The organism is Kitasatospora sp. NPDC086009 (assembly GCF_044540385.1).
Classification (GTDB): Bacteria; Actinomycetota; Actinomycetes; order Streptomycetales; family Streptomycetaceae; genus Kitasatospora.
Genome location: NZ_JBITSA010000030.1, coordinates 26538 through 52197 on the forward strand (window position 1 = coordinate 26538; position 25660 = coordinate 52197).

Sequence of the window (25660 nt, forward strand, 5' to 3'; positions counted from 1 at the left end):
TGCTGGATCGGCCTGCGACGCTCGTGCCGGTGATCCCCGGTCAGCGGCGGCCGGTGGCCAGGGTGACGAGGAACTGGCCGCCGCCCGGCTCGATGTGGGCGGTCACCGGCAGGTCCGGTACCAGCCGGGAGAACCGGTCCACCAGCCAGTCCGCGGCTTCCTGGGCGTCCTGCCTGGTCGGGCAGCGGCCCACCATCTCGCGGCCGCCCTTGCGCTCCAGCCTTGCGGCCACGGCGATCAGCGGCGCGGGCTCGACCACGTACAGGCGGTCCGGCCAGGCGATGACCACCTTGACCGCGCCCTTGCGGGAGTTGCACCCGCGGTGCGCGAGCCGCTCGGCGACCTTGGCCTTCCGGTCGGCGGTCCGGCTGTCAACGCTGGGCCCGCGCGGGTCGTTCACCGACTTGTCGGGGTCGACCGGTTCGTCGCACACCCAGCATCGCCAGCTGTCGTGCTCGGCCACATCATCGAGGAGACTCACCCGAGTAAACTAGCCTGCCCCGCCGCCGCCCCGCGCAGCAGGGCCTCGGCGATCGGGTGGAGCGGCGCCCGCCCCTCGCGCGGGCGAGGTCGCGCCGGCCCGGCGCCGGCCGGTCCCCGGTCCTACCGGCGTCCGCCAGCCGGGTGCGGCGGACGCCCGCGCTCTCCGGGCCGGTCGGAGCCGGTCGGGCCTCGGCCGGAGTCAGCCGGGGCTGAGGAGACAGAACTCGTTGCCTTCCGGGTCGACCAGGATCGTCCAGTGGATCTCGGACTGGTCGACACCGGGATCGGTGGCGCCCAGGGCGCGCAGCCGGTCCGCCTCCGCCGCGTGGTCGTCACCGCGGTAGGGGCGGAGGTCGAGGTGGACGCGGTTCCACCCGCTCTTGGTGTCGGGGGTGCGGATGAACTCCAGGTAGGGGCCGACGCCTGCGGCGGAGCGCATGGTCGCGTAGTCGTCGGTGACCTCGTGCAGTGTCCAGTCCATCGCCTCGCCCCAGAACCGGGCCATCGCCCGTGGGTCGGCGCAGTCGACCACCACCGCGGCGATCGGCCCGGTGTCCCGGTAGACCGGGCGGGGCTCCAGGACGCAGAACTCGTTGCCCTCCGGGTCGGCCATGACGGTCCAGGGGACGTCGCCCTGACCGACGTCGGCGAGCGTCGCGCCGAGGTCCCGCAGCCGTGCGACCAGCTCCGTCTGATGGGCCGTCGAGGTGGTGGCCAGGTCGAGGTGCACCCGATTCTTGACCGTTTTGGGTTCCGGCCGGGCAATGAGATCGATGCAGACGGCCGTGGGATCGGGGTAGCTGAAGCCGACGGGTTCGAGGTTGGTCACGCCGGGCCCCTCGCTGTCGAGGCCCCAACCGAGCGCCTCCGCCCAGAACCGGCCGAGCGCGGAGTCGTCCCGGGCCTTCATGTTGATCTGCACAAGTCGGGTTGCCATGCCGAAGATCATAGAAGCTGTCGCGGGCCCGCACCCGAGTGCGCGCGGAAGACCCGTCTCCCCGGCAACCTCACCGGCCCGCGGCGTGGAGCCCGGCGGTGGCGACGACCGGCCGGACCTTGGTGAGCATCAGGTGCAGGAACTGGTCGGGGTGGCGGAAGGACGCGAAGTGGCCGGCGTCCCGGATCAGGGCGAACTCCTTGACCGGCGCCTGCACGTCGTCGAGGAAGCACCGGGCCCGGTATACACAGTTCTGAGGTGCCGTCAACGAGAAGCGGTGGCCGCCGACGAGAGGGAGCGGCCGGTCGACCGGTCGCACGCAGTGAGGAGCCCGCATGGCCGCCGGCAGGGAGAAGAAGCGCGACCCGAAGGTGAGCCTGGCGCTGCTGTGGGGCGAGCAGGACCAGCCCCGGCGCGGGCCGAAGCCGTCACTGACCGCCGGGCGGATCGTGGCCGGTGCCATCGAGGTCGCCGACGCCGAAGGCCTGGACGCGGTCTCCATGCAGCGTGTCGCCGCCGAACTCGGCGTCACCACCATGGCGTTGTACCGGTACTTCCCCGGCAAGGCCGAACTGGTCGACCTGATGGTGGACTCCGCCCTCGGCGTACCGTCCGAGGCCGTCGCCGGGTCCGCCGGCTGGCGCCCCGGGCTCACCGAGTGGGCCCGCCAGTGCTGGGCGCTCTACCGCCGCCATCCCTGGATCCTGACCGCCACTGCCATGCGCCGCCAGCTCATGGGCCCCAACCAACTGGCCTGGCTCGACGCCGCCCTGGCCGTGCTGGCCCCGACCGGACTGTCCGCCGCCCAGCAGCACGACACCGTCCTCCTGGTCATCGGCCACATCCGCAACCTCGCCCAGCAACTCGTCGACCGTGACGAGGAGGGGGAGCAGGAGTGGAACCGCCTCGCCGCCGACACCCTCGACCGCCACGCCCACCGCTACCCCGCCCTCGCCGCCGCCATCGCGGCCGGAGCCTTCGCCCCCCGGGCCGAGGACCCGCTGGACTTCGGCCTGAACCGCATCCTCGACGGAACCGCCCTCCTCGTCGACCGGGTCTGACCGCCGCGCCGGCCCACCCGACGGTGGTGGGGTGGGCGACGTCGGGCGTGGGTGCCGCTGTCGGCTGTCGGTTGTCCGTTGTCCGTTGTCCGTGGGAGGGCCGACGAGAGTGGGAACGAAGGGGGCGGGGCGGTACCCGGACGACACGGCGTGCGGCCCGTGCCCCGACCCGGCAGGGGCCGGACTGTCGTACCCGCCGTCTAGCCTCGCGGGGAGAGCCGACCGCTGCACGGAGGGACTACGGATGAGTGGCCTGAGCTGGATGTACGGGACGGACCTGCCGCTGCTGAGCGTCACCTTCGCCCGTGACCTCACTGCGCGCGGGCTCCTGGAGCGGATGGGCGCCGACCCCGACACGCTGGCCGAGCGCACCCAGGAGGAGTTCAGGGACGAGTTCGACGACCTCCTCTACGAGGACGACGCCTATGTGGTGACCGCCGGCCGGTACGGGGCGTGGGCGTGGGTCTGGGAGCACGGCAGTTGGCTGTGCGTCGAGGACGAGGGACTGCTCGGTGAGCTCTCGACGGGGACGGCGGCGCTGTCCCTGCACGCCAACGAGAAGCCCCTGGTGGACTTCCGCTACGCCGAGGACGGGCAGGTGGTGACCGGTCTGCACACCCTTCTGGGCATCGAGCCCCGGCACCGCACCGGCCGGGACCCCCACCGCTTCGACGCCGAACTGCGGGCGCTGGGCGCCTGCCCGGACACCGGGGAGACCGGACCGCTGGGCATGCGCGGCCTCTTCTGCCGTCTCGCCGAGGGGCTCGGCGCGGGTGTCGACCCCGCCGATCTCTCCGGTGGGGCTGTGCTCAGCGCCCAGCTCCGGCCGCGTCCCGACCGGGTCGGGTGATCCGCCGGGTCCGGTCGCCCGGCACAGGCTTCTCCGCCGCTCCCGGCGCGCGGGCGATCCGCCGCCGAGGTACCGGTTCCCGAGAGTGATCATTTAGCGTGTGCTCCCATGGAGAAGGCTCAGGAGTTCGAGGCGCACCGGCCTCGCTTGTTCTCGTTGGCGTACCGGATGCTCGGATCGGCGGCGGAGGCCGAGGACGCCGTGCAGGACGCCTACCTGAGGTGGCACGGGGCCGAGCGGGAGCGGATCGCCGCGCCGGGGCCGTGGCTGGCCAAGGTGACCACCAACCTGTGCCTGAACCGGCTGACGTCGGCGCGGGCCCGACGCGAGGAGTACGTCGGACCGTGGCTGCCGGAGCCGGTCCGGACCGACGGCGGGGCGCTCGGGCCGATGGAGACGGCGGAGCAGCGGGACGCGGTGTCGCTGGCCGTCCTGGTGATGATGGAGCGGTTGACCCCGCCCGAGCGGGCGGCGATGGTGCTCCGCGACGCCTTCGACTACAGCCACCGGGACGTCGCAGACGTGCTCGACTGCTCGGAGGCGAACGCGCGGCAGCTGTACCGCAGGGCCAAGCAGCATCTGGGCGACGAGCGGCCGAGGTTCGTCTCCTCCCAGGGGGAGAGCGGCGAGTTGGTGCTGCGGTTCCTGGAGGCCGCGGCGCACGGCGAGCTGGCGCAGCTGGAGGAACTGCTCGCCGGACAGGTGGTCGCCTGGTCGGACGGCGGCGGCAAGGTGGGCGCGGCGCGGCGGCCGGTCGTCGGCCGGGAGAACGTGGCCCGGTTCCTGGCGGGTCTGTTCGCCCGGTGGGCGACCGGGGTGCGGATCGAGGTCGTCGAGGCGAACGGCACCGCGATGGTGCTGGGCTGGGAGGGTGGCGCACTGACGTCCTGTGGTGCGCTGGAGCTCGGTGGTGCCGGAATCACCGGCGTGCGGCTCATCAGGAACCCGGACAAACTGGCCTTCCTGGCGCACCAGTGCTCCGGGTTGTCACAGAACACGTGAGTCGTCGGTTCCTCATCGGTGACGGCAGAACGAGAAGGGCTGTGGCTGATGAAGAACGACGCGATCATGGTGACCGGCGCAACGGGCGTGCTCGGCCGGGAGGTACTGGACCGGGCGCGCCGCACCGGGCTGCCGGTGCGGGCCCTCACCCGCAGGTCAGTGCTCCCGGACGACCTGGGGGTGGCCTGGTTCACCGGTGACCTGGCCGCCGGCACCGGGCTGGACGAGGCGTTCGCCGGGGTCCGCACGGTCATCCACTGCGCGACCGACATCCGGCACTTCAAGAACGACATTCCGGCCTTCGAGCACCTGCTGGAAGCCGCGGCGCGCGCCGGAGTCGAGCACATCGTCAACATCTCGATCATCGGTGTCGACCGGATCCCGTACCCCTACTACCGGATCAAGCGGGAGGGCGAGCGGTTGCTCGCGGCCTCGGGGATCGGCTGGACCAATCTGCGCGCAAGTCAGTTCCCCGAGCTGCTGAACACGGCCTTCGGGTTCCTGTCCAGGCTGCCGGTGGTCGTCGTGCCGTCCGGCACCCGCTGCCAGCCCGTCGACCAGGGCGAGGTGGCGGACCGCCTGGTCGAGCTGGCCCTGGGCGATCCGGCCACCGGTGCGCCCCCGGCCGAGGGCTGGGGACGGGTGCCGGACCTGGCCGGCCCCACCGTGTACCCGGCCGACCGCCTGGCCAGGGACTGGCTGCGAGCGGCGGGCAAGCGCCGTCCCGTCCTGCCGGTCTTCATCCCGGGGAGGATCGGCGCCGCCTTCCGCTCCGGCGCCCTGACCGCGCCCGACCGACCGGCGGGCAGGCGGACCTGGGAGGCGTACCTGGCCGAGAAGGTCGCCCGCTGACTCCGACGCGACCGTACGCGGCGACGCCGGTCGGGGCGGCCCGGCCGTGCGGCCGGCCCGCCCCGTCGGTGCGCGCTGCGGTCGTCGTGGGCGCGTGGGACGTGGGCGCCTGCCGACCACCCGCTACACGGACGATCCGGCCGGCGCCCCGGACCTCGCGGCACTGGTCGCTGGTCCGCGCCACCCGGCGTCGGGCGACCGTGCGGCGGGAGACGTCGTCGCTCCTCCGGGCGGGTGAACGTCCGGTAGTGGGCGGCCGAGGGCTGTGCGGCCCGGCGTGATCGCCGTCGTCGGACCCGGCCGTCCGGCTCGTCCCGGTCTCTCCGTCGTCGGAGCGGGGTCCGGTGGCCGGTGTGTGGCTTCCTCAGGTGAGCCGTCGGTGGTGGCGCTGTGGCGGTGACCCGTGGAAGTGACCGGCGGAGGCGGGCGTCTCGTGCGGTCGCTGCCGCGCGAGGCGCCCGGGTGGTGCGGGTGGGTCGTTCCTCAGCGGAACGCGGCGATGTTGCGGGTGACCCACTCGGTGAAGGGGTGCGGGGCGCGGCCGAGGACTCGTTCCACGTCCGGGCTGATCCGCAGTTCGGCCGGGTTCGGGGCGGAGATGATGTCCAGGGTGTCGTCGGCGAGTTCCACCGGCACGAACCGGGTCATCGTGGCCCTGGCCTCCTCGCGGGTGAGTTCGTGGAACCGCAGGGGGGAGCCGAGCACGGCGGCGAGCGCCTCCGCCTGCCGTCGGGGCGTGATCACCTCCGGTCCGGTCAGCTCGTACACCCGGCCGGTGTGCCGGTCGTCCAGCAGGCAGGCCGCCGCGACCCCGGCGATGTCCACCGGGTCGACGACCGGCACCCCCACATCGCCGAAGGGCGCGGCGACCGTCCCCTCCGTGCGGACGGACTGCGCCCAGGCCAGGGCGTTTGAGGCGAAGCCGCCCGGACGCAGGACGGCCCAGTCCAGGCCGGACTCCCGCAAGGCGTCCTCCACCGCGCGCATCGCCACCCGTGACGGATCGAGCGGCCTGGTCGCCACGCCCTGCGAGGAGAGCAGGACGACCCGACGGACCCCGGCGGCCGCGGCCAGGCCGATGAGGTCGGCCGGCCTGGCCCCGGCGGCGTGCAGGTCGCCGGACAGCAGGAGGAAGAGCGCCTTCGCCCCGTCCAGCACGGGTACGAGGCTTGTCGGCTCGGCCAGGTCGGCCACCACGTGCCGGACTCCGTCCGGCACCGCCGCCGCACGCCGCGACACCGCCGTCACCTGCTCGCCCACCTCGGCCAGCGCCTGCGTCAGAGGACGGCCCACGTTCCCGGTAGCCCCGGTCACCACGATCATGTTCAGCTCCTGGTTCGTTGTGTACTGCGGCAACTGACGTTAGGAGAGGGGCTTACTTCTCGTAAGGACGTACCCGGAGGTAAGCTCCGGACATGAGGGAAGGTGCGCAGCTGAGGCAAGCTGGGGCGGGCCGTCGGTATGAGGTGTTTCACACCGACTGCCCCGCGCGAGACATGGTCGACCACGTGACCAGCCGGTGGGGCGTCTGGGTGCTGATCTCCCTGCGGAGCAATGACCTCCGGTTCTACGAGCTGCGCGACAGCATCCAGGGCATCAGCGAGAAGATGCTCGCCCAGACCCTGCGCGCCCTGGTCCAGGACGGCCTGATCCGGCGGGAGGTGGAGCCGACGACGCCGCCTCAGGTCACCTACGGGCTCACCGAGTTCGGCCGGGACGTCAGCGAGCCGCTGACGGACCTGTTCGACCGGATCACCGAACGACTGCCGCCGCGCGGCGCGCAATAGCGCCCGGTCCCGCGTCACCTGGCCCACCCCGTCGCCGCGTTGCGGTGACCGTTGCCGTGGACGGGTGACCGTCTCGTCACGCCTGACGGTTCGTGGGGCCACCGTCCGGCCCGGTGTCGGTGCCGGCTGGGATGCTGGCGGCATGGACGACGAGGCACTGCTGCGCGGCCGCGTGTACGGGGCCGACCACGACGACCCGGACCCCGGGCCGCGCCCCGGGCACGAGTACCGGGAACTGGTCGGCGGCCCGCTCGACGGCCTGCTCCTGGACGTCACCGGTTGGGACGCCGAGCGGCTCGACTATGGCGCGGCGCTGGCCACCGAGCTCGGCGCGTTCGGTGCCGGCGGCCGCGCCCACTACCGGCAGCGACCCTCGGACCGGCGCCGCTGGGACTGGCAGGGCGACAGCCCCTGACGGCGCCGGTCCGGTGCGTCCGCCGGGCTGTCCGCCGTCCTTTGAATTCCGGCGAGAAGCATTCCGGACAGCGGCGGAAGGGCCCGGTCAGCGCTTGCCGGGCGGTGGCGTCGGCGAAGCGGCGCCCCTCACGCCGCCCGCAGGACTCCGGCGGTCCGCTACTGCTGCCGGGGCGCGTCCATGTGCAGGCGGACGGTGGTTCCCCCGGCGCGGCTGGAGCGGATCTCGACGAGGTCGCAGAGCTGGTGGGCGAGCCACAGGCCGCGGCCGCCGATCTGATCAGCGGTGGGGCGGCTGCGGCCGGCCATCACGTCGGAGATGTAGCCGGAGTCACGGAACTCGCAGAGGAACGTCGCGTCCTGGGCCCAGGTGCGCAGGGTGCCGTGGCCGCCCCCGTGGCGGATGCTGTTCGTCGCGATCTCCGTGACGGCGACGGCCAGTTTCGGCAACCGGTCCCGCAGGACACCCGCGTCGGTCGCGCACTGCGTCACCTTCGCGCGGATCGCGGCCATATCACCCTCTGTGTAGCTCAGTTCCTGGAAGGGATCGCACGGGCCGGCCAGCTCCTCGAAGGGGTACTCCTCGGCGCTCAGATACTCCTCGTTGGCCGCATCCCGGTCGGCCCGGCGGATCAGCGGATGGCAGCGCGACAGCGATCGCAGGGCGTCCTCGTCGTCGTCGGCGGCGTCGTAGGGGCACAGCATCGACCAGGTGGCGCTGCGCGCGAAGGCCCGGTTCAGCAGCCACTCGTGGTACCGCAGCTCCGAGAGGTGCGCTGTGCTGCGCGCATGGCGCCAGGCGGTCTCACCGATGGCCCGTACCGGCCTGCCGCCTTCACCCCGCTCGGTCATCCAGGCCGACCAGGCCGCGATGTGCCGACCGGGATTGGACCCGGCCGTCGTCGTGTCGACGAAGGTGACGGCGGGCTCGTCGACGAGTTCGCCGCGCAGCAGCGAGGTCTTGTCCGAGGGGACCGCGACGACCACCGCCTCGTCGGCCTCCAAGGCCTCGTGGATGAATCCCAGGGTCCCGGACAGGAACTGCGCGTCGCCGCGATAGGGGTACAGCTCGTGGCGGAACGGGCTCTCGCCCCGGTCGGACGGCGGGGGTACGGTCGCGGTCATGTCGCCATCACCACCGGCAGGTCGGCGGCTGCGAAACCCGCCAGCTCCCAGCAGAGGAGCACGGTCTCGTTGGCGCCCTCCACGACGATCCGGCGGCCCGGCAGGTGGCGGGCCGCTTCGACCAGAGCCTGCATGCCGGCAGCGTCGATGAGCTCAAGATCGTGGAACCCCAGCTTCACCATCGACGACTTCCTGACCGCGGCGCGGACCGCGGCGTTGAACGCGGCCGCGCCCTCAAAGTCGACCACTCCGTCCACGCTCCACCTGTCGGCGCCCGTGCTGAACATCCGAAAGGACGGACGCGCAGCACGTGTGCCCACCTCGTGAGGATGCATGCACGCCACACCGTCCAGGGTAGTCCGGTCCCACCGCGACGGCCGGAACGCGCACACCACCATGGCGCCGCTCTCCGAAGCGAACTCGTCTAGTTTGAGCTCCCCGGCCAGTAGTTCCTCCGCCCCGGAGGCTGCCGTCGGGGGCATCCGCTCGGTGAGGACCCGTACGGACCGGAAACCCTCGCGGGTCGCGGTGTGGACTTCCCTGCGCACCGCAGCCAGCATCATGTCCATGTCCAGAACGTCCGGCAGGTCGAGAACCACCGAGGTGGAGGGACTGCCGTCACGTTCGATCCCGGCGGTGCCGAGGGAACCGATGACCACGACCTTGTCCCCGTACAGGGCGCCGTCCGCCAGATAGGCCCGCGCATCGGCGAACGTGGCAGCGGGGCCCATCCGCCAGCAGACGTGGTCACCGAGACCGACCTCGTCCAGGGTCGCCAAAGCCCGCGCCGCTCTCACCCCGCCCCCTTCCCAGGTCACCCCCGCCAGCAGTGATAGGAGAATAACGGTTCCCGGCAGACGCCCGGCTGTTCCGGGCGGCCGGAGTGCGGTCTACGCCTGCCCACCAGGGGCAACACCAACCCTCCTACGTCGGGGACCGGCCTGCGGGGATGACCGCCCTTCCGTGATGGAGGGCACGGGTGACTCACCACGGTCGAGGCCGGTCGACGCGAAACCGGGCGGTGGCGCGGACGCGACGGCGGCCTGTTCGTCGTCCGGACCCTCGCAGGTCATGGGGAGGGTCGCGCGGTGAGAGCCGAGCCGGCTTTCGAGCCGGTGCGTTCGTCGGCGTTCGTCGGCGTTCGTCGGCGTTCAGGGGCGGCGAAGGGCGGTTCTCCCACGACCCTGGCCGGCAGAAGCCGGGGTCGGCCCTGTCCTGGTCGAGAGTTCCGGCGCGTGAACGAGGCCGCTGCTCGGCCTGGAGAAGCTGTTCGCGGAGGCCGTGGGAAAACCCGTTTGGTGGACGAGGGGTGCGCTGCTACATTCCCGGTGACCGTGCGAGAGATTGAGGAGGTGGTACCCGTGAACGCGATATCGACATGGGTGCTCCCCTCCGGGGTCACGGTCGGGCGATAGGCAGGTCGTCCGGGAGCGCCGTTCAGTGCACTCCCGAAAGGCACGACCATGCGCTTCACCTCCGAGCAGCGCCTCGACGAAGGCGTCCTCGAACGCGAATTCACCCTCGGTGAGATTCCGGGCATCCTGTGGACGCCCGCCGCCGTATCCGCACCGCTGCCGCTGATCCTGCTGGGCCACCCGCCCCTCGGGCTGCGGAAGATGTACCCCCGGCTGGTGGACCGGGCCTGGCACTCCGCGGCGGAGGGCTTCGCCACGGCCACGATCGAGCTCCCCGGAAGCGGTGACCGGCCCCGTCTGGCCGCCGTCGATCAGGCCCGCGCAGACCTGCGCCGGGCGATGGAGGCGGGTGAGCCGGTCAGCGACGAGATCGTCGACGCCCTCGTCCTCCCGCTGGTCGAAAAGGCGGTCCCGGAGTGGCAGGCCGCCCTGGACGCCCTCCTTGCGCTGCCCGGGATCGGCGGCCCGGTCGGGTACTCGGGGGGTGTGATCTCGATCGGCATCCGGCTCGCCGTGGTCGAGCCGCGCATCGTGGCCGCCGGGCTCTTCGCCGGGAGTCTCGTGCCTCGCGCCATGTTCGAGGAGGCCCGGCAGGTGACCATCCCGCTGCACGTCCTGCTGCAGTGGGACGACGAAGGGAACGACCGGCAGGCGGCTCTGGACCTCTTCGACGCCTTCGGCTCCCAGGAGAAGTCCCTGCACGCCAACATGGGCGGACACACCGGCGTCCCGCAGTTCGCGGGAGACGTCGCGGCCCAGTTCTTCGCCCGTCACCTGAGGAAGTGAGGTCGGCACCGGGCCGGTGACAGGCGGTCGCTGAGGTCGGCCGGTGTGCCGCTCGGACAGAGGCCGGCCCTCCACGGCGGTCCGAACCGTGGACCCCCGCTGAACTCCGGCGGGGGTCCACGTCGGCTCCAGGCCTCCTCGATCTCCTCGTCGTCACTGCGGACTGCCCCAGGCGCCGGTGACGGCGATGATGTCTCGGGCCAACGCCACGGGCCGCTCCCGGGCGACGAGGTGTCCGGCACCGTGGACGGACCGGACGGTGGTGTGCGGGGCCAGGCGCAGCAACTGGTCGATGTCCTCGGCGGTGACGGATGAACCGGTGTCGCCGTGGACGAGCAGGAGGGGAAGGTCGAGTGCGCCGGTGATCTGCCGTAGCCGGGGGACTTGGGCGAGGATGTCCTCGACGAGCTCGGCGTGGGTGCCGGCCAGGCCGCCGGCGGCGAGGAAGCGGCGGACGCGGGCGGGTCCGAGGCAGGGGACGACGTCGACCAGCACCAGCCCTGCCACCCTTGCCCGCACCGCCGGATCGCCGAGGGCGGCGACGGCGGCGAGCCCGCCCAGTGAGGCACCGACGACCACGCACCCCGGCGGTTCGGCGAACAGCATCGCGGCGACGTCCGCCGCGCACGCGGACAGCGTCCGAGCACGGCCGTCGCTGTCGCCGTGGCCCCGCTGGTCGAAGGCCACGCAGCGGAACCCGGCTTCGACGAGCAACTCGCTGACCGGTGCCCACACCTGACGGCGTTCGCCACCGGCATGCAACAGGAGACAGGTCGGTCCGGCACCGATTTCCTCCCCCCGCAGGATCGCATCGGGGCGAGCGATCCGCCGCGCCCGCGGAACGGTCGGGTCGATCATGTGACTCACGTCTTCCCCTCTCCCACGCGCGCCCGCGGAGGTCGGCTCGTTGGTGGACCGGTCGGTCCCGAGCCGAACGCGATGCCTCCCACCGTCCGGAGGGGGCGCTCCGGGAACCGAAGCTACACCGACCCGGATGCCGCCGGGAGGTACGACCGTCCTGTCACATCGCGCTCCGCAGGCCGGCGGCAGCGGGTTCCTGGGTACGGAGTTGGGCCGCCGGGCGGCGTCGGCCGGACAGCTGGTCGCCGCGACGTTCGCCACCATGCCCGGCGACGCTGCGGGGATCTGGCGGCATGCTCTCGACCTGCGGGATGCGGGCCGCATCGAGCCGGCCATGAACGGCGAGCGCTTCGTCGGTGGGAGCAGGCACCACCAACCGGTGGGGGCATGCCGTGTTTCCTGACCGTCATGACGTCGTCGAGGGCACCTCGGCCGAGGAGCGGGCGTACCGGCGGTAGGCGGCAAGGCTGCACGATCCCCTTCCTCCCCGGGTGGGACGGGCCGGTCCGCCTGAGTTCGGTGCGAGGATGCGGCGGCGCTCTCTGGGCTGATCGATGCCGGTCACGCGACCGCCGGCGTGGTGGGAGACCGTGCTCCGGGGCGGGCTCGCCCTTGGCGGGCGCACGCTCGGCTCCCCCGGGTGATCCTCGATCGGATCACCGTCCGGCGCCGCCACCACCGCGCGGGCAGGGTGGTCGTGACCACTCCCGCGCCCGCTGTGCTCCGGTCCGTCGATGTGGTCGGGGACTCCCGAGCGGTGCTCGGGCCCGTCGGCCCGTCAACCGGTGGGTGTGCCGGTCCGGTCGCCTTCAACGACGGAACGCAGGTCCGCGAGAGCCTGCGCGGCGGCCGGGAGCGGGGACGCCCTGAGCGCGTCCGGGATCAGCTCGGCCAACCGTTCCGGCCGGTGGGGTGCGGCCCACAGGCGCCGGGCGGCGGCGACTTCCGAGCGCCGGACGGCCGGTCTCCGGGTGCGCGTCCAGGAGCCCCACCAGTCGGGGGCGAGCGGCAGGGCGGCGCGGGCGGTCGGCTGGTCCGGGTGCAGGCCCAGCGGCCGTAGCGCACCGGCCCGGACCGACACGGTCACGAAGCCCCGCCATCGGCCCGACGCGCGGTCGGGCCCGCAGGTCAGGTCGCAGCGGATGTCCTGCTCGTCGACCGGCGACCAGTCGATGCCGTGGTCGCGCAGTCAAACGGCGAGGGCCAGTCCGGGGTGCGGCATGCCGGTCGCGTTCTCGACGGTGAAGATCCTCACCCAGTCCTCGTCAGCCATCCGTTCAGGCTGTCACACGGGCTGCCGCGCCGTCGCCTCGATTTCGCGGCGCCGGCCCGCAGGTACCGTCGCCCGGATCGCCGCGCCGGCCGGTTCGTGCTCTGCGGAAGGACGTAGGACACCGCGCTGAGATCGCCCGGGGAACGTCTGGCGCGAGTGGGATCGCCGGACAACCGACGGATGCGTCCCGTCAACCGGCGGGGGAGGTGCCACCGTTGTGCTGGATGCGCGGGCACGACCACGGCGCCTTGGGGGCCGGCCGGTCGGTTGCGACCGACCGGCCGGTCCGGAGGGGGTCAGCCCATCGTGCAGGCGAGCTGGGCCTTCACAGCGTCGCGGAGGTTCTCCTGGGCGCTGCAGTCGGCGCTGAAGACGTCCTGCCACTGGGGGCTGATGAAGTGGACGTTCACGATCTCGGTGACGATGTCGACGTTCTGGGCCTTGATGGTGTTCTTGGCGATCAGCACCTGCGGTGTCGGAGCCGTCTGGGCGCCGATGACGCCGCCTTCACCGTAGAACAGGTTGGTGATCTTGGTGTAGACGGTGACCCTCTTCCCCTTGATGTCGTTGCCGACGATGGCGACCGTCCAGTCCTTGTAGTTGCGCTGCCAGCCGAAGCTGGTCGCCCGGTTCAGGGCGGACACGGTGCCGTACTGGGCCTTGATGATCCAGTGGTGCCTGAGCAGCGGGCGACCGCTCGGGTGGTCCCGGGGGTGCGCCGGTTCCCCCGCCTGCACGGCGTCGCGCAGGTCCTGGTTCCCGGCGAACGGACGGTCCGCCGCCGAACCCGCTGGGAGCGTCGCCGCGCCGGCCGGTGCGGCGACGCCGCCGGCGACGGCGAGCGCCGCTGCCCCGGTGACCACGACCGTCCTCCACCGTGCGACGGACCGCTGACTGGTTGCCATCCTGGTACTCCTCGTTCACGTGCGTCGACGGGCCTCGCGGCACGCCCGCGCGCCCGCCACCGGGAAGTACCCGGTGCCCTCGACCCTCGCGGACCCGAGCGCGGTGCACATCAGTCGTTTGACTGACGGAACAGACAAACCGTCAGTGACCGACGATGTCGGTCACTGGGGAGGCCCCGGGTAGGGGTGTGCCGGGTGCGGGCGGCGGAGTCGGCCCGGTCGGCGCAGCGACGCGCACCGCAGGGGCGCAGGCCCGCCGAGTCGGCGGCCGCGCGCAGTCCGCGGCGCTGACCGACGGCGGGCAAGGCCACCCGCGGTCGCGGCAGGCCCGGGGCCGGGGTCACCCGGAGGTGCAGCGCGGCGCGCAGGAGGCAGACACGGCCATGGCCGACCACAGTGCGGTCGTCCCCGCCTGGGCGAGCACACGGCGCATCCGCAGAGCCCGAGTACGTCCGTCGTGCGTCGTCCGCTCCGGTCGGCCAGGTGGCCCCCGGCCAGCCGTGAGGGGATCGTCGGGATCCCGGAGGCGGCGCTGACCAGCACGGCGGTGGTCGGGCTCGCGCCGTGGTCGGTGCTGATCAGCGTGGACGGTAGCCGGGTCGCCCGGGGCGTGGCGTCGCCCCCTGGCAGGCGACCCTGACGGTTCGGTCGCACCGGAGGCCGTGGCCGGTGCGCCCGTGATCCTCGCGGTTCGCCCGCTCAGTGCCAGCCGGAGTTCCAGTCCTGGTTCGCCGGTCCGGCGTCACCGCCCGATGAGGACAGGAGGCCGATCATGAAGAGGACCACCACGATCAACCCGAGCAGCACCAACCAGAAGGTGTCCTCGAAGCCGGGACGATGCGGGCCATTCGGCCGGGCCGGTCGATCCGGCAGGTCACCGTCTTCCTCGTCGCTCCGGCTCTTGGCGTCGCTGTCCTGGTCGGCCACGGTGTGCCCCCTCCGTCCGGACTCATGGCACCGCGTCGCACGGCCGGCGTCAAGCCTTCCGGCGGTGGCTTTCTTCGGTGGCCCCGGCGCGGTGGGGAATCCACGGGGTCGGTCGGGTGTCCGGGCGCAGGACCGTCGTTGCCCAGGCGCGACATCGGACGGCCTTGTCCTTGATACGGGAGGGACCTCCCGGGAGGCACGTCGGTGCGCCGAGGGCGTGGGCCGGCCGCGACGAAGAGCCTGTTCCTGATGCCGATGGGCCGGAACGGTGATCGCGGCCCGCCGGCCTGCCGGGGGCAAGGCGAACCGGGGGACCGTGGGCCGGTCCGCACTCGAGAGCGTCCTGAAGGGTCTCTGACGCCGGTAGGGATCGACCGGCCGGGCCGCGCGGGCCATGCGTGCCGCGCCGACAGGGCGCGCGAGACCGGTAGCAGCACGGCGTCGCCGGACGCTGCGCCCGTATCGCGGCGGTCCCGCCGGTCGTGACGACTGGCGGGACGGGGGCATCGGGCGGCGCCGAGGCTGCGGGCCGTCCGGGGCGCCTGGGACGCCGAGGCCCGCTCCCTCGCGGCGGGGCGGGCCCGGCCGGATCTCCTGTCAGGTGGTCTTGACGGATCCGCCGTCGATCAGCAGGTCGGTGCCGGACATGCCGGCCGCCAGCGGCGAGGCGAGGTAGGCGACGGCCGTGGCGACCTCGGAGGGTTCCAGTAGGCGGCCGGTGGTCATGCCCATCGCGGCCGGGAGCCCAGCCAGCAGCTGTTCCTGGGTGACTCCCATGGAGCGGGCCAGCTCCGCGCCGTAGCCGTCCGGGCTCTCCCACATCGCGGTGCGTACCGGGCCCGGCGAGATGGTGTTGACGCGCACGCCCTGCGGTCCGAACTCCTCGGCCAGCGCCTTGCCGAAGGCGGTCAGGGCGGCCTTCGCGGTGGTGTAAGGGACCGGCCCGGCGTGTGGCATCCGGGCGCCGTTGGAGGAGATGTTGACCAGTGCGCCGCGGCGGCGCAGCAGGCTGGGCAGCGCCGCCCGGCTGGTCCGTACGGCGGCGAGGAAGTTCAGGTCGAAGGACTGGTGCCACTGCTGGTCGGTGAAGGAGAGGAAGCCGCCGGTCTGGCCCGCTCCGCCGCCGTCGCCGCCGCCGACGTTGTTGACGAGCAGGTCGAGGTCGCCGAGTTCGGCGGTGGCGTGGTCGATCAGCCGGGCGGGGGCGTCGGGGGCCAGCAGGTCCACCGATACGGCCAGGGCGCCGGTCTCCTTCAGCTCCGGGGTGATGGTGCGGGCGGCGGCCACCACGCGAACGCCCTCGGCGGTGAGCGCTCGGACGGTGGCCAGTCCGATGCCGCGGCTCGCGCCGGTGACCACGGCGGTGGTGTTCGTCAGCTGCAGGTCCATGGATGTGCTCCTGTCGGGGCGATGCATGAGTCGCGACTTCAATGACGCAATCAAGCTAATAGATGCAACATTAATGATGCAAGTAGGTCGTGATCGGCGTCCCCGATGTACTGTCTGGTCCATGGAGACGAGAGGGCGCGCGCTGCGCGCCGATGCCGAGCGGACGGTGCGGGCGATCCTGGAGGCGGCCGAACGCGTCCTGGCCGCCGATCCGGCGGCGACCATGGAGCAGATCGCGGCGGCGGCCGGGGTGGCCCGCACCACCGTGCACCGGCGCTTCGCCAGTCGGGAGGCGCTGGTCGAGGCGCTGGCGGCCTGGGCGACCGAGCGGTTCCACCTGGCCGTGGAGGCCGCCCGCCCGCTCACCTCCCCGCCACTGGTCGCCCTGCACCAGGTGACCGCCAATGTCCTTCAGGTGAAGATCGGTTGGAGCTTCGCGATGAGCCGGAGCGCTCCGTCCGACCCCGAAACCGCGCGCGTGCAGGCCGACGTCCTGGCCCAGTGCGATCAGCTCTTCCGTCGCGCGCAGGAGGCCGGCCTGCTGTCCGCGGACACCGACCTGGAGTGGGCCCGCAGGGTCTACTATGCCCTGATCCACGAGGCGGCCGAAGAAGGGCGGAAGGCCGTCGACATCGGCGCCGTGGACCGGTTGGCCGCACGCGTGGTGGACACCCTCCTGCATGGGGTCGGGACGGCTCCCGCGTAGAGCACGCCGCCAGGGCCGGCCGGGAGAGGCGGCCGTCCGGCCTCGATCCCAGCGCGCATCGACAGCCGGCGGTCCCTTCGCGCCGTGGGCGTAGCGCCACCCGGGCGGTTCGGTGCGCGAAGTCCCCTTCAACCAGCTTTGGTTGAAGGGGACTTCGATGAGTCGACCCGTGGCTGCGGGTCGACGTGGCACGCGGTAGGCCGTACTACTCGGGCGGCTGCGCCTCCACGGCGACGGGCGGCGCCAAGTCGTCTCAGAGAGCCGACCCGGTGTCGGCCCGCCCGCTGCTCGCCGACTCGATCGGTCGGTGGGTGGCACCCCCGTGCGGTGTGCGCGTGCGAATCAGCCCGGGTCGGTACCGCAGACGTAGTACGCCTTGCCCAGCCCGGTGACGGTGCCGGTCAGCATCCCCAGGGCGGCGCCCGCCGCCGCTCCCTCGGGGCCGGCGGCGGCGCCGAGCTGGCCGCCTCGCAGGGCACCCAGCAGGGCGGCCTTGGCTGCGCCTTCCACCATGCTCTTGCCCAGCTCCTTGGCCATGCACTTGTTCCACTCGTCCGAGTTCTTCGGGTGCTCGCGGTCGGGAATCGGCCAGAACGCGGGGTTCACGGTCGCCTCGCGGAGGTGGTCGTGAGCGCGGCGGTCGTGGCACCGCCGGTCGTGACACCGCCGGTCGCGAGGCCGCCGGTCTTGGCGGCCGGAGCGGTGGTGGTGTTGTAGCTGACGGACGGCAGGGTCATGGAGCCGTCGATGGTGTCGCCGGGAGCGTTCTCGATGGTCTGCGTGATGACGTTGCCGGTGACCGTCAGGTTGACCGGGTGAGTGGTCCCTCGGGTGTCCACGACGGCACTCGGCTTGATCGTGCCGATCCTGGCCCCGGTGGCGGTGTCGATGAGCTTCACCGTGTTCGGGCCGTCCTGCGACGCCGCGGTGCCGTCGGGGAGGTCCGGGGTGAACGAGGCCCTGGTGGCCAGGGTCAGCGCCGGCGCGTCAGCGCTCGTCACGCTCGTGGTGCCCGGCTGGTCCGGGCTGGTGTGGGCGACGTACATCGTGGAGCCGGCCGTGGAGTTGATGACCGGGACGGTCACGGTCGCGTCGGTCGTCCACGGCTGGTTGTCGGTGTCGAAGGTCCACGCTCCCGTGACCTTCTTGCCGACGGCCGCGAAGTCGACCCATCCGTAGTTCTTGGCGGGGACGGTCACCGCGATGCCGTTGATGGTCGACTGGTCGGACTCGTAGGTCGTGGTCGTCTGGAGCTGGGTGGAAACCATGGCCTGGACCGGGACGGACACGCCGACCGAGGAGGACAGGCCCACACCGAACGACTGCGACCAGCCCGAGTGGTAGATCGTGGTGAAGACCTGCGTCACCTTGTCGGCGGTGTCGTTGTACCAGACCGACGAGGCGGGCTGGCGGGGCAGAACTTCGGGCTGCCCCTCGGACTTCTCCGTCCACGAGCAGGTGGCGGTCTTCCTGGCACACAGGTCGGCGTAGTAGTCCAGCGCCAGGCTCCTGGCTTCGGCCGCCTTCGCCGCGGGGACCTTCCACTCCTGGGCCGCGCTGCCGTTGCAGACGTTGGGCTGCGCCAGGATCCCCCACAGGTGCAGGCCGCCCCGGTTGTCCATGCACCACTCGGTGCCGCTGGCGTCGTCGCGGCGGACGATCCCGAAGGAGGTGGGCTTGCCGTCCACCGGACGGAAGTGCCACTGTTCGCCGTCCTGGCCGCACGACTTCTGGGTGGCCGGCTGGGTGGCGTAGACGCACTTCCCAGAGGACGTACTGGCGATGTTGAACTGGCCGGGGGCTCCCAGCTTGATGAGGCGGAAGTTCTGGTAGTTGGTGCCGTCCGGCGTGACGGAGATCTGGTTCCCGTCGTTGTTGCCCGTCGCGTTGAGGGTGCCGTCGCCGTTGGTGAACGTGTAGGCGTCCGTCGCGGTGGCTGTCGCCGCGGCCGGGGGCGCGGCGAGGGCGAGGGCCGGGCCCAGCAGGACGGTGACGGTGAAGGGGACGGACAAGAGTCGTCCGACGCGCCTGAAAGAGAGCTTCATCTCGGCCTTCCTATGAGGTGTCCATGCCATGCTCACTCACCGGGCGCGCCGGGCCGGGCGGAATGTGACCTTCCCTCATGTGATCCGCGTCTCGTACACGTTCAAGACTTGTCGATGAACGGTTCTCCGTGTCCGTACTTCGCGCACCGCGAGTCGCGAACCCCGCTGAGCATTGACGCATCAGGACGTGAGCGGCGCACATCCGGTGGCGCTCTCGCCGGATGTGCGCCTCGTCGGCGTCCGCCGGGCCTGTCTCCCGGCAAGCCGGAGCACTCGTTCGACCGCGGCAGCGATTCGGCGGCGATGAAGGACCCGAGGCGCCCTACCGGCGGACCGCCGAGACCAGTCCGCCGGGCCGCTCCTCGCGCCGCGGCAGGGTGCTGATCGGGCGGCCGTAGGCTGCACCGCACTCGCGCAGCGTGTGGCAGTCGGCCTCCCAGCCGTGCCCGGCCAGCCAGCGCACCGGGTCGTCGGGCATCTCCGAGAGCCACAGGGACGCCGCCGACCCCGGCACGGCGTCCTCGCCGAAGCGCTCGATCACGCCACGCGAGCCCAAGGTCAGCCCCATCCGGCTGCCCGCCGCCGACCGTGCGCCGATCCGGGCCAGCAACAGCTCCACCGCGCCCTCGGGCAGGTAGATCAGCAGTCCTTCGGCGATCCACACCGTCGGCGCGGCCGGGTGGTGCCCTGCGGCGGCCAGCGCGCCCGGCCAGTCCTCGCGCAGATCCACCGCGACGGTGATCCGATCGCAGCGTGCGACGGCCCGCTCCTGGTGCAGCACCGAAGCCTTGAAGTCCAGTGGCGCGGCGGTGTCGACCTCGAACAGCCGGGTGCCCTCGGGCCAGTCCATCCGGAAGGCCCGGCTGTCCATGCCGGCACCGAGCAGCACGACCTGCCGGATCCCGGACGCGCAGGCCTGCCGCAGCAGGTCGTCGAGGAACTTCGTCCTGATGACGATGGAGTACGACACGGCCAGCCGGCGGCGCCGCGCGGCCTCGTCGTCGGGCAGCGGCGGCGAGGGGGGCCACAGGCCGCCGGCGGCGGCGAAGGCCTGGGCCAGTGGGTCGCGGAACAGCGCGTTCTCCCGCGCGGTCTCCAGCGCTCGCACCCTGGCCACCCCCACCGCCGTGGCCCACACTCCCGACGGCTGCGCCCGCCCCCGCTCATCAGTCACCGCGCCAGCCTAGATGACCGGCTCCAAGGGGCCGGGTGGAGGGAACCAGGTAGCTCATGCGGGTGGAGCGGCCCGGACGGTGCCGGCTACGGCGCTGCGCAGGCGGCCAACGCGGTCCGTGCCAGCCCGCGCAGCCAGGCGTGGGCGTGGTCGTTGTCGTGGCGCTGATGCCACGACAGGTAGACCGGTGCCGAGGGCAGTTCGAGCGGCAGGGGTAGGGCGACCAGGCCGAGGTCGGCGACCGCGGTGCGTGTGGTGGCTTCCGGGACGCTGACCAGGACGTCGGAGCCGCGGGCGAACTCCAGCGCGGCCGCTTCCGTCGGCGCGCTCGCCACGACGCGGCGGCTGAGGCCGAGCCGGGCGAGGGCGTCGTCGAGGGCGTTGGCGAGGTTTCCGCGTCGCGAGACGGTGATGTGTTCGGCGGCGGCGTAGTGCTGCGCGGTGACGGCTTCGACGCGGGTGAGGGGGTGTCCGTGCCGCACGATGATGACGAGGGGGGTCTCGCCCACGTTCTCGGCACGGATGTCCGGTGCGGCCGGGCGGTTGGCGTTCGCCTCCAGGTCGACCTCGCCGCGTCGCAGCCCGGGGGTGTCGCCGCTCGATTCGGCGAGGAAGCGCAGGCGCACGCCCGGCGCCTGCGCGCGGACGGCGGCGAGCAGGGCGGGGCCGCTCGCGGCGACCAGGGAGTCGTGCCAGCGGAGGGTGAAGGTGCGCTCCAGTGTCGTGAGGTCGAGTTCACGGCTCGGCGCCAGCACCCCCTGGACTTGGTGCAACAGCTCGTGCACCTGTTCCCGGACGGCGATCGCGTACGGGGTCGGGGTCATCGTGCGGCCGGTGCGTACCAGGATCTGGTCCCCGGTCGTACGGCGGATCCGGCCCAGACTGCGGCTCATCGCGGGGGCGGTGACGTGCAGGCGCGCGGCCGCCCCGGCCACGCTGCCCTCCTCCAGCAGCGCGTCGAGCGCGGCGAGCAGATTCAGATCCAGTTGCATGGGAGTAATCCTAGCCGTGCTTGACATGCAGTTGTGGTTAATGACTGGGCTGTCTACCTTCGAGATGTGAGCGCGGGACGCAACGGACCGCTCGGCCCGACCGGCCCTCATCACCTCTGCTGGGAAAGGAAGTTCCGCCATGTCCGCGATGCTTCAGAACACCACCGCCGTCGCCGCCTCCGACGCCGACCTGCTCGCCCAGGTCGCGATCGCCGTGCGCGAGGCCGGCTCCGCGCTGCTCGCACGCTTCGGTGACGTGGTCCACTACCGGACCCGCGAGGAGCTGATGCACGCGCTCGCCGCCAACGACGACACGGCCCTCGACGTCCTGCGCCCCCGCCTCACGCAGCTGCGCCCGGAGGCCGGGTGGGTGGAGGACGAGCTGGACGGCGGAGCGCTGCCGCCCGGCGAGTGGTGGGTCGTCGACCCGGCCGAGGGCAACGTCAACCACCTGCACGCCCTGCCGGATTGGGCGGTGACCGCCACCCTGGTGCGCGAGAACCGGCCGGTGCTCACCGTGGTCCACCTGCCGTTGACCGGCGAGACCTACACCGCGCTCGCCGGCGCGGGCGCGCACCTCGACGGCCGGCCGCTGCACGTCTCCCCGACCGCGGACCTCGGCCTGGGCCTCGTGGCCACCAGCCAGGCCCGGCCGGACGAGAACGAGGAGGTCGTGCGGCGCGTCGGCTCCTCCATCACCGCGATGCTCTTCGACGCGCTGGTCGTCCGCACCGCCGTGCCCGCGACCCTGCACCTGGTGAACGTGGCCGCCGGCCGGATCGACGCCTTCTGGCAGTTCGCCGGCGCCCGGGCGGACCTGCTGCCCGGGGCACTGCTCGTCACCGAGGCCGGCGGCCGGATCTCCGACGCCCAGGGCCGCCCCTGGACCCCGCTGAGCGAGAGCTTCCTGGCTGCCGCGCCCGGCGTCCACGCCCAGGCCGTCACCACGCTCTCGCGCTGAGCGCGCCCCCGCGCCACGAGCAACCGCGCCACGAGCAACCGCGCCACGACCACCACGATCCCGTACGAACGGAAGGACCCCCTCCCCATGACCACCATCGCAGTTCTCGGCAACGGCCGCGTCGGCGGCAACCTGGCCACCGCCCTCACCCGGGCCGGACACGAGGTGACCGTGGCGGACCGCACGCCGGGCGCCGCCGCCGACGCGGCCCGCACGGCCCGGATCGTCATCAACGCCACCCCGGGCGACGGCTCGTTGGAGCGGCTCACCGCCCTGCGCGAGGAACTCCGGGGCAAGATCCTCGTCGACGTCTCCAACGCCACCGCGGACGGACCGGACGGACTGCCGGGCGAACTGCTCCACCCGGGGTCGAGCCTCGCCGAGCAACTCCAGGAAGCGCTCCCCGAAACGCATGTCGTCAAGACCCTCAACACCATGCTCTTCCCGGTGATGACCGCACCGGCCATGCTCACCCGGGCACCCGACGCCTTCCTCTCCGGCGAGGACCCGCAAGCCAAGCAGACCGTCCGCGAACTGCTCAACGACCTCGGCTGGCACGACGAGTGGATCACCGATCTCGGCGGGATCCGGACCGCCCGCGCCACGGAGGCCGCGATCCTGTTCGTACCGCACGTGATCCGCGCCAACGGCTTCTCGCCCTTCGCGATCTCGATAGTCCGCTGAGCCGGGCACAGCGCACCGCTCCGGCCACACCGCACCGTGTCCCGGTGCGGTGCTGGCCGACCCGCTCGGCCGGCGTCCCCGCGGCCGGCCGGCTTCCCGGTTCCGATCGCCTTCGGCTACGGCGACACCGTAGGTGCGTTCGGCTCTCCGGAGGAGTTCCGGTCCGGCTTCTCCGCTCAGAGCGTGGAGGCGGCGGCCGACTCCGCGGTCCTGGAGCTGTGGCGCTGCATCAGCGTCCACCAGCTCAGGGCGAGAAGGATGCAGCGCGCGACGCAGTGCCTTCTGGCCGGCGCGGCCCTCCTGGTCGCCATGGCCGCGGCGCGATCGGTCACCGCTCTGCTCTGAAGGCCCTGCGGCGACCGGCCCGCGGCCCAGCGCTGGTCATGTCCCGCGACAGCACCACGGCCGGACGGCGAGCGAGCGGATCCCTCCTGGCCTCCCCGATCCGTCGTACAACCGACCTCCCCGCGGTGGCGCGGAACAGCCATACGCCACCCGTCGTCAAGGAATCGGCGTGACCGACCCCGCCCGTCGCACCTCCACCCTCCAGGACATCGTCGCTCACACGGGCGTGCCACTGCTCCTTCCCTCCCTCATCCTTCGCATGGCCGCCGACCGCACCGGCACCCACCCCGGCTATCCCACGATCGCCTGGATCGCCCAGGGCCTCGCCCTGCTCTGCCTCCTTGTCGGTATCGCCATCGCCGTGCTGCGCAAGGACCGCCCGTCCCCTGGCATGTGGCTCCTGCCGGCCGTGTGGACGTTCGGTACGGGAGTGGCCGTCCTGCACGATCTCCCGTAGGAGCGGGTGCCGGTCCGCATCGGCGCTTCGGCGACCAGGAGTCGGAACGCGTAGAGGTCAAGTTCCCTGCCCAAAGCCGGAGTTCTGGCACAAGAGAACGACCCCGGGTTCGTTGAACCACCCAGGTTGCCGAAGGGGCACGGGAAGGCCCTGGAGGTCCTTTCGATCTTGGATCGACGGTCGTCGACAGCGAGGGCTGGTTGAGCGCCCACAGTGGGCCGAAGGCGCCCGCCCGCCCCGGCAGCTCGGGCGGGAGCAGGGGTGAAGGCCCCGCGTGCTGCACAGTCGATCCCGGGCGCGCGGGCGAAACCCCTTGACCAATGGTCAAGAAACGTTGACCATTGGGCCCATGCCTACCGATGATCTCCCCGCGAAGTTCCACGTCACCACTGACGAGCAACTACGCGCCGTCTCCAACCTCACGCGCCACCGGATCATGGCCGTGCTCCGCTTCGAGCCCGCGACGATCACGCAGATCGCCGACCGGGTGGGCCTCGCGAAGGGGAGCTCCAGCTACCACGTGCGGCTGCTGGAGCGGGCCGGGCTGGTGACGGTGGTACGGACGCGGAAGGTCCGGGGGGTCACCGAGCGGTACTACGCCATGGCCGCGCGGTCGATCGTGCTGCCGGATCCGGGCGAGGGAGGGCCGGACATCCTGATGCGGCATGCGGTGGCGGACCTGGAGGCGGCGCCGGCGGACGGCGAGCGGCACGTGCGGATGGCGCATCTTCGGCTCACCGAGGAGCAGTTCGCGGAGCTGGGGGTGCGGCTGCAAGCGCTGGCGGACGAGTACCGGGAGCTGTCCGATCCGTCCCTGCCGGACGCGTCGCTCGTCTTCGCGCTGTTCCACCCGGCAACCCGCGTGCAGGCCGAAGGAGACGCCAAGTGACCTCAGACCTTCGGAAGTTGCCGGCCGGGTTCGGACGACTGTGGACCGCGCAGACGGTGTCCTCGCTCGGTGACGGCGTGACGCACGCCGCGCTGCCACTGCTCGCGTTGACGCTGACGCGGGATCCGATGGCGCTCGCCGTCGTCACTGCCGCCGGAACGCTGCCGTGGCTGCTGTTCGGGGTGCTCGGCGGTGCGCTGGTGGACCGCTGGGACCGTCGGCGCACGATGTGGGTGACGGACGCGGCGCGTGCGGTGCTCCTTACGATACCGGCGGCAGCGGCCGCGCTCGACCTGCTCAGCGTTCCCCTTCTCGCGGCGGTCGCCTTCCTGCTCGGCCTCGGCGGACTCTTCTTCGACACGGCCGCCACCGCCTATCTGCCGGACCTGCTCGGCCGCGACCCCGCACTCCTGGAGCGCGCCAACTCCCGCCTGCGCGGCGCCCAGACCGCCGCGTCCGGCTTCGCGGGACCGCCCGCGGGCAGCGCCCTGCTCGCGCTCGGACGGGCGGTTCCGCTGCTCGCCGACGCGGTGTCGTTCGCGTTGTCCGCCCTGCTCGTGCGCTCGCTGCCCGCCGCGCCGCGGCCCCTGCCGCAGGCCCGCGAGTCGCTGCTGCGGCAGGCACGGGACGGCGCCTCGTACGTCTTCCGGAACCAGCTGCTGCTCGGGCTCGCGCTGCGTCCGGCGGTCGGGAACATCGCCTTCCTCGCTGTGGAGACCGTGCTCGCCCTCTTCGCGCACGACCGCCTCGGCATCGGCGCCTTCGGCTTCGGTCTGCTCCTCACCGCGGAGGCCACCGGCGGTCTGCTCGGCGCGGGCATCGCCTCCTTCCTCGGCCGACGGCTCGGCACCGGCACTGCGCTGACCTGCACGGCCGCCCTCGAAGGGCTTGCCGTCCTGGTCCTCGCCGCCGCACCGAACCCGTACGTCGCCGGTCTCGCGCTCGCCGTCTGCGGTGCGGGCATGGGTGCCACGATGGTGCTGGCCCCCTCCCTCCGGCAGACGATCGTCCCCGCCCACCTGATGGGCCGGGTCGCCTCAACCTCCCGCATGCTCTCCATGTGCGCCGCCCCGTTCGGCGCCTTCCTCGGCGGCTGGCTGGCCACCACCTACGACGTGCGGACCCCGCTCTACACCGCCGCCGGTCTCCTCCTCACCATGACCGCCGTCACCGCGACCATGACCAGCAACCGCCAGGTCGAGGCGGCACTGCGCGCCGCCGCCCCGGCCGACGACCCGGCCCACCCGGGATCCCGGCAGCTCGTTCACGAGGGTGCCGTGTAGGACGCCGCAGAGGCCGTCGAGCCAGTCGGGCGCACGACGGCGACGGCGACCGCGACC

General features: G+C 72.5%; 29 protein-coding genes. 13 read left to right on the top strand and 16 right to left on the bottom strand.

Annotation, left to right across the window (positions count from 1 at the left end; genetic code table 11):
• Window positions 1-40 precede the first annotated feature (40 nt).
• From ACIF6L_RS36835 to ACIF6L_RS36845, 3 genes are all read right to left on the bottom strand, one after another.
• Window positions 41-481: a hypothetical protein gene (locus tag ACIF6L_RS36835; RefSeq protein WP_329491668.1), complete on the bottom strand. Its 441-nt coding sequence runs from the start codon at window positions 479-481 to the stop codon at window positions 41-43.
• Window positions 482-682: 201 nt separating this feature from the next.
• Window positions 683-1420, bottom strand: coding sequence for a VOC family protein (locus tag ACIF6L_RS36840; protein WP_359839147.1), 738 nt, complete (start codon window positions 1418-1420; stop codon window positions 683-685).
• A gap of 70 nt (window positions 1421-1490) precedes the next feature.
• Window positions 1491-1637 (bottom strand): hypothetical protein, encoded by a 147-nt coding sequence (locus ACIF6L_RS36845; protein ID WP_396491392.1) that lies wholly within the window; start codon window positions 1635-1637, stop codon window positions 1491-1493.
• Between the two features lie 118 nt (window positions 1638-1755).
• On the opposite strand from ACIF6L_RS36845, the gene ACIF6L_RS36850 reads away from it, so the two are divergent.
• From ACIF6L_RS36850 to ACIF6L_RS36865, 4 genes are all read left to right on the top strand, one after another.
• The gene (locus tag ACIF6L_RS36850; RefSeq protein ID WP_396491393.1) at window positions 1756-2481 is read left to right on the top strand and encodes a TetR/AcrR family transcriptional regulator; all 726 of its coding nucleotides are present in this window, start codon (window positions 1756-1758) and stop codon (window positions 2479-2481) included.
• Window positions 2482-2725: 244 nt separating this feature from the next.
• On the top strand, window positions 2726-3331 hold the full coding sequence (locus tag ACIF6L_RS36855) for a DUF6461 domain-containing protein (RefSeq protein WP_396491394.1): 606 nt from the start codon (window positions 2726-2728) through the stop codon (window positions 3329-3331).
• Between the two features lie 108 nt (window positions 3332-3439).
• Entirely contained in the window at window positions 3440-4333 is an 894-nt protein-coding gene (locus tag ACIF6L_RS36860; protein ID WP_396491395.1) for an RNA polymerase sigma-70 factor, read from the top strand.
• A 48-nt stretch (window positions 4334-4381) separates the two neighbouring features.
• Window positions 4382-5185, top strand: coding sequence for an SDR family oxidoreductase (locus ACIF6L_RS36865; protein ID WP_396491396.1), 804 nt, complete (start codon window positions 4382-4384; stop codon window positions 5183-5185).
• A 483-nt stretch (window positions 5186-5668) separates the two neighbouring features.
• On the opposite strand, the gene ACIF6L_RS36870 is transcribed toward ACIF6L_RS36865, so the two are convergent.
• Window positions 5669-6508: an NAD(P)H-binding protein gene (locus tag ACIF6L_RS36870; protein WP_329491675.1), complete on the bottom strand. Its 840-nt coding sequence runs from the start codon at window positions 6506-6508 to the stop codon at window positions 5669-5671.
• Window positions 6509-6600: 92 nt separating this feature from the next.
• Between ACIF6L_RS36870 and ACIF6L_RS36875 the strand changes: the two genes are divergently transcribed.
• Window positions 6601-6972 (top strand): winged helix-turn-helix transcriptional regulator, encoded by a 372-nt coding sequence (locus tag ACIF6L_RS36875; protein WP_396491397.1) that lies wholly within the window; start codon window positions 6601-6603, stop codon window positions 6970-6972.
• Window positions 6973-7114: 142 nt separating this feature from the next.
• Window positions 7115-7387: a hypothetical protein gene (locus ACIF6L_RS36880; protein WP_359809521.1), complete on the top strand. Its 273-nt coding sequence runs from the start codon at window positions 7115-7117 to the stop codon at window positions 7385-7387.
• 158 nt (window positions 7388-7545) lie between these two features.
• Here ACIF6L_RS36880 and ACIF6L_RS36885 read toward each other — a convergent pair whose 3' ends face one another.
• Both ACIF6L_RS36885 and ACIF6L_RS36890 read right to left on the bottom strand, forming a co-directional pair.
• Window positions 7546-8511 carry an anti-sigma factor RsbA family regulatory protein gene (locus ACIF6L_RS36885; protein WP_396491398.1) on the bottom strand — a complete coding sequence of 322 codons (966 nt, stop codon included), beginning with the start codon at window positions 8509-8511 and terminating at the stop codon, window positions 7546-7548.
• Window positions 8508-9290: an MEDS domain-containing protein gene (locus ACIF6L_RS36890; RefSeq protein WP_359839156.1), complete on the bottom strand. Its 783-nt coding sequence runs from the start codon at window positions 9288-9290 to the stop codon at window positions 8508-8510. The genes ACIF6L_RS36885 and ACIF6L_RS36890 overlap by 4 nt, the downstream gene beginning before the upstream one ends.
• Before the next feature lie 684 nt (window positions 9291-9974).
• Here ACIF6L_RS36890 and ACIF6L_RS36895 point away from each other — a divergent pair.
• The gene (locus tag ACIF6L_RS36895) at window positions 9975-10712 is read left to right on the top strand and encodes an alpha/beta hydrolase (protein ID WP_396491399.1); all 738 of its coding nucleotides are present in this window, start codon (window positions 9975-9977) and stop codon (window positions 10710-10712) included.
• Between the two features lie 153 nt (window positions 10713-10865).
• Here ACIF6L_RS36895 and ACIF6L_RS36900 read toward each other — a convergent pair whose 3' ends face one another.
• From ACIF6L_RS36900 to ACIF6L_RS36920, 5 genes are all read right to left on the bottom strand, one after another.
• The gene (locus ACIF6L_RS36900) at window positions 10866-11909 is read right to left on the bottom strand and encodes an alpha/beta fold hydrolase (protein ID WP_396491400.1); all 1044 of its coding nucleotides are present in this window, start codon (window positions 11907-11909) and stop codon (window positions 10866-10868) included.
• A gap of 442 nt (window positions 11910-12351) precedes the next feature.
• A complete protein-coding gene (locus ACIF6L_RS36905) occupies window positions 12352-12660 on the bottom strand; it encodes a hypothetical protein (RefSeq protein ID WP_359809514.1) in 309 nt (102 codons plus the stop codon).
• 482 nt (window positions 12661-13142) lie between these two features.
• A complete protein-coding gene (locus ACIF6L_RS36910; protein WP_359839160.1) occupies window positions 13143-13751 on the bottom strand; it encodes a hypothetical protein in 609 nt (202 codons plus the stop codon).
• A 699-nt stretch (window positions 13752-14450) separates the two neighbouring features.
• Complete coding sequence (locus ACIF6L_RS36915; protein ID WP_396491401.1) at window positions 14451-14678, bottom strand: hypothetical protein; 228 nt, start codon at window positions 14676-14678, stop codon at window positions 14451-14453.
• 597 nt (window positions 14679-15275) lie between these two features.
• A complete protein-coding gene (locus ACIF6L_RS36920) occupies window positions 15276-16067 on the bottom strand; it encodes an SDR family NAD(P)-dependent oxidoreductase (protein ID WP_396491402.1) in 792 nt (263 codons plus the stop codon).
• 121 nt (window positions 16068-16188) lie between these two features.
• On the opposite strand from ACIF6L_RS36920, the gene ACIF6L_RS36925 reads away from it, so the two are divergent.
• Window positions 16189-16773: a TetR/AcrR family transcriptional regulator gene (locus tag ACIF6L_RS36925; protein WP_396491403.1), complete on the top strand. Its 585-nt coding sequence runs from the start codon at window positions 16189-16191 to the stop codon at window positions 16771-16773.
• 342 nt (window positions 16774-17115) lie between these two features.
• Here ACIF6L_RS36925 and ACIF6L_RS36930 read toward each other — a convergent pair whose 3' ends face one another.
• The 4 genes from ACIF6L_RS36930 to ACIF6L_RS36945 form a co-directional block, all read right to left on the bottom strand.
• Entirely contained in the window at window positions 17116-17379 is a 264-nt protein-coding gene (locus ACIF6L_RS36930) for a hypothetical protein (protein ID WP_396491404.1), read from the bottom strand.
• Complete coding sequence (locus ACIF6L_RS36935) at window positions 17376-18818, bottom strand: RICIN domain-containing protein (protein WP_396491405.1); 1443 nt, start codon at window positions 18816-18818, stop codon at window positions 17376-17378. Before ACIF6L_RS36935 ends, ACIF6L_RS36930 begins: the two co-directional genes overlap by 4 nt.
• 322 nt (window positions 18819-19140) lie before the next feature.
• Window positions 19141-19956 (bottom strand): SAM-dependent methyltransferase, encoded by an 816-nt coding sequence (locus tag ACIF6L_RS36940; RefSeq protein ID WP_396491421.1) that lies wholly within the window; start codon window positions 19954-19956, stop codon window positions 19141-19143.
• A 122-nt stretch (window positions 19957-20078) separates the two neighbouring features.
• Window positions 20079-20984, bottom strand: a complete 906-nt coding sequence (locus ACIF6L_RS36945) for a LysR family transcriptional regulator (protein WP_396491406.1) — start codon at window positions 20982-20984, stop codon at window positions 20079-20081.
• 139 nt (window positions 20985-21123) lie between these two features.
• On the opposite strand from ACIF6L_RS36945, the gene ACIF6L_RS36950 reads away from it, so the two are divergent.
• Together ACIF6L_RS36950 and ACIF6L_RS36955 are read left to right on the top strand one after the other, a co-directional pair.
• Window positions 21124-21945 (top strand): inositol monophosphatase family protein, encoded by an 822-nt coding sequence (locus ACIF6L_RS36950; RefSeq protein ID WP_396491407.1) that lies wholly within the window; start codon window positions 21124-21126, stop codon window positions 21943-21945.
• 87 nt (window positions 21946-22032) lie between these two features.
• The gene (locus ACIF6L_RS36955; RefSeq protein ID WP_396491408.1) at window positions 22033-22629 is read left to right on the top strand and encodes an NADPH-dependent F420 reductase; all 597 of its coding nucleotides are present in this window, start codon (window positions 22033-22035) and stop codon (window positions 22627-22629) included.
• A gap of 176 nt (window positions 22630-22805) precedes the next feature.
• On the opposite strand, the gene ACIF6L_RS36960 is transcribed toward ACIF6L_RS36955, so the two are convergent.
• Window positions 22806-22961: a hypothetical protein gene (locus ACIF6L_RS36960; protein ID WP_396491409.1), complete on the bottom strand. Its 156-nt coding sequence runs from the start codon at window positions 22959-22961 to the stop codon at window positions 22806-22808.
• 182 nt (window positions 22962-23143) lie between these two features.
• Here ACIF6L_RS36960 and ACIF6L_RS36965 point away from each other — a divergent pair, with 182 nt between their 5' ends.
• From ACIF6L_RS36965 to ACIF6L_RS36975, 3 genes are all read left to right on the top strand, one after another.
• A complete protein-coding gene (locus ACIF6L_RS36965) occupies window positions 23144-23431 on the top strand; it encodes a hypothetical protein (RefSeq protein WP_396491410.1) in 288 nt (95 codons plus the stop codon).
• Between the two features lie 349 nt (window positions 23432-23780).
• Entirely contained in the window at window positions 23781-24320 is a 540-nt protein-coding gene (locus tag ACIF6L_RS36970; protein WP_396491411.1) for an ArsR/SmtB family transcription factor, read from the top strand.
• Entirely contained in the window at window positions 24317-25603 is a 1287-nt protein-coding gene (locus ACIF6L_RS36975) for an MFS transporter (protein WP_396491412.1), read from the top strand. The genes ACIF6L_RS36970 and ACIF6L_RS36975 overlap by 4 nt, the downstream gene beginning before the upstream one ends.
• Window positions 25604-25660: the final 57 nt, after the last annotated feature.

Excerpts from the sequence above, each read along its gene's own strand:
- ACIF6L_RS36900 (WP_396491400.1), bottom strand. The coding sequence starts at position 11,909 with ATGGCCGGCTCGATGCGGCCCGCATCCCGCAGGTCGAGAGCATGCCGC.
- ACIF6L_RS36855 (WP_396491394.1), top strand. The coding sequence starts at position 2,726 with ATGAGTGGCCTGAGCTGGATGTACGGGACGGACCTGCCGCTGCTGAGC.
- ACIF6L_RS36860 (WP_396491395.1), top strand. The coding sequence starts at position 3,440 with ATGGAGAAGGCTCAGGAGTTCGAGGCGCACCGGCCTCGCTTGTTCTCG.
- ACIF6L_RS36945 (WP_396491406.1), bottom strand. The coding sequence starts at position 20,984 with ATGCAACTGGATCTGAATCTGCTCGCCGCGCTCGACGCGCTGCTGGAG.
- ACIF6L_RS36950 (WP_396491407.1), top strand. The coding sequence starts at position 21,124 with ATGTCCGCGATGCTTCAGAACACCACCGCCGTCGCCGCCTCCGACGCC.
- ACIF6L_RS36935 (WP_396491405.1), bottom strand. The coding sequence starts at position 18,818 with ATGAAGCTCTCTTTCAGGCGCGTCGGACGACTCTTGTCCGTCCCCTTC.
- ACIF6L_RS36875 (WP_396491397.1), top strand. The coding sequence starts at position 6,601 with ATGAGGGAAGGTGCGCAGCTGAGGCAAGCTGGGGCGGGCCGTCGGTAT.
- ACIF6L_RS36885 (WP_396491398.1), bottom strand. The coding sequence starts at position 8,511 with ATGACCGCGACCGTACCCCCGCCGTCCGACCGGGGCGAGAGCCCGTTC.
- ACIF6L_RS36910 (WP_359839160.1), bottom strand. The coding sequence starts at position 13,751 with ATGGCAACCAGTCAGCGGTCCGTCGCACGGTGGAGGACGGTCGTGGTC.
- ACIF6L_RS36840 (WP_359839147.1), bottom strand. The coding sequence starts at position 1,420 with ATGGCAACCCGACTTGTGCAGATCAACATGAAGGCCCGGGACGACTCC.
- ACIF6L_RS36865 (WP_396491396.1), top strand. The coding sequence starts at position 4,382 with ATGAAGAACGACGCGATCATGGTGACCGGCGCAACGGGCGTGCTCGGC.
- ACIF6L_RS36850 (WP_396491393.1), top strand. The coding sequence starts at position 1,756 with ATGGCCGCCGGCAGGGAGAAGAAGCGCGACCCGAAGGTGAGCCTGGCG.
- ACIF6L_RS36970 (WP_396491411.1), top strand. The coding sequence starts at position 23,781 with ATGCCTACCGATGATCTCCCCGCGAAGTTCCACGTCACCACTGACGAG.
- ACIF6L_RS36955 (WP_396491408.1), top strand. The coding sequence starts at position 22,033 with ATGACCACCATCGCAGTTCTCGGCAACGGCCGCGTCGGCGGCAACCTG.
- ACIF6L_RS36895 (WP_396491399.1), top strand. The coding sequence starts at position 9,975 with ATGCGCTTCACCTCCGAGCAGCGCCTCGACGAAGGCGTCCTCGAACGC.
- ACIF6L_RS36920 (WP_396491402.1), bottom strand. The coding sequence starts at position 16,067 with ATGGACCTGCAGCTGACGAACACCACCGCCGTGGTCACCGGCGCGAGC.
- ACIF6L_RS36870 (WP_329491675.1), bottom strand. The coding sequence starts at position 6,508 with ATGATCGTGGTGACCGGGGCTACCGGGAACGTGGGCCGTCCTCTGACG.
- ACIF6L_RS36880 (WP_359809521.1), top strand. The coding sequence starts at position 7,115 with ATGGACGACGAGGCACTGCTGCGCGGCCGCGTGTACGGGGCCGACCAC.
- ACIF6L_RS36925 (WP_396491403.1), top strand. The coding sequence starts at position 16,189 with ATGGAGACGAGAGGGCGCGCGCTGCGCGCCGATGCCGAGCGGACGGTG.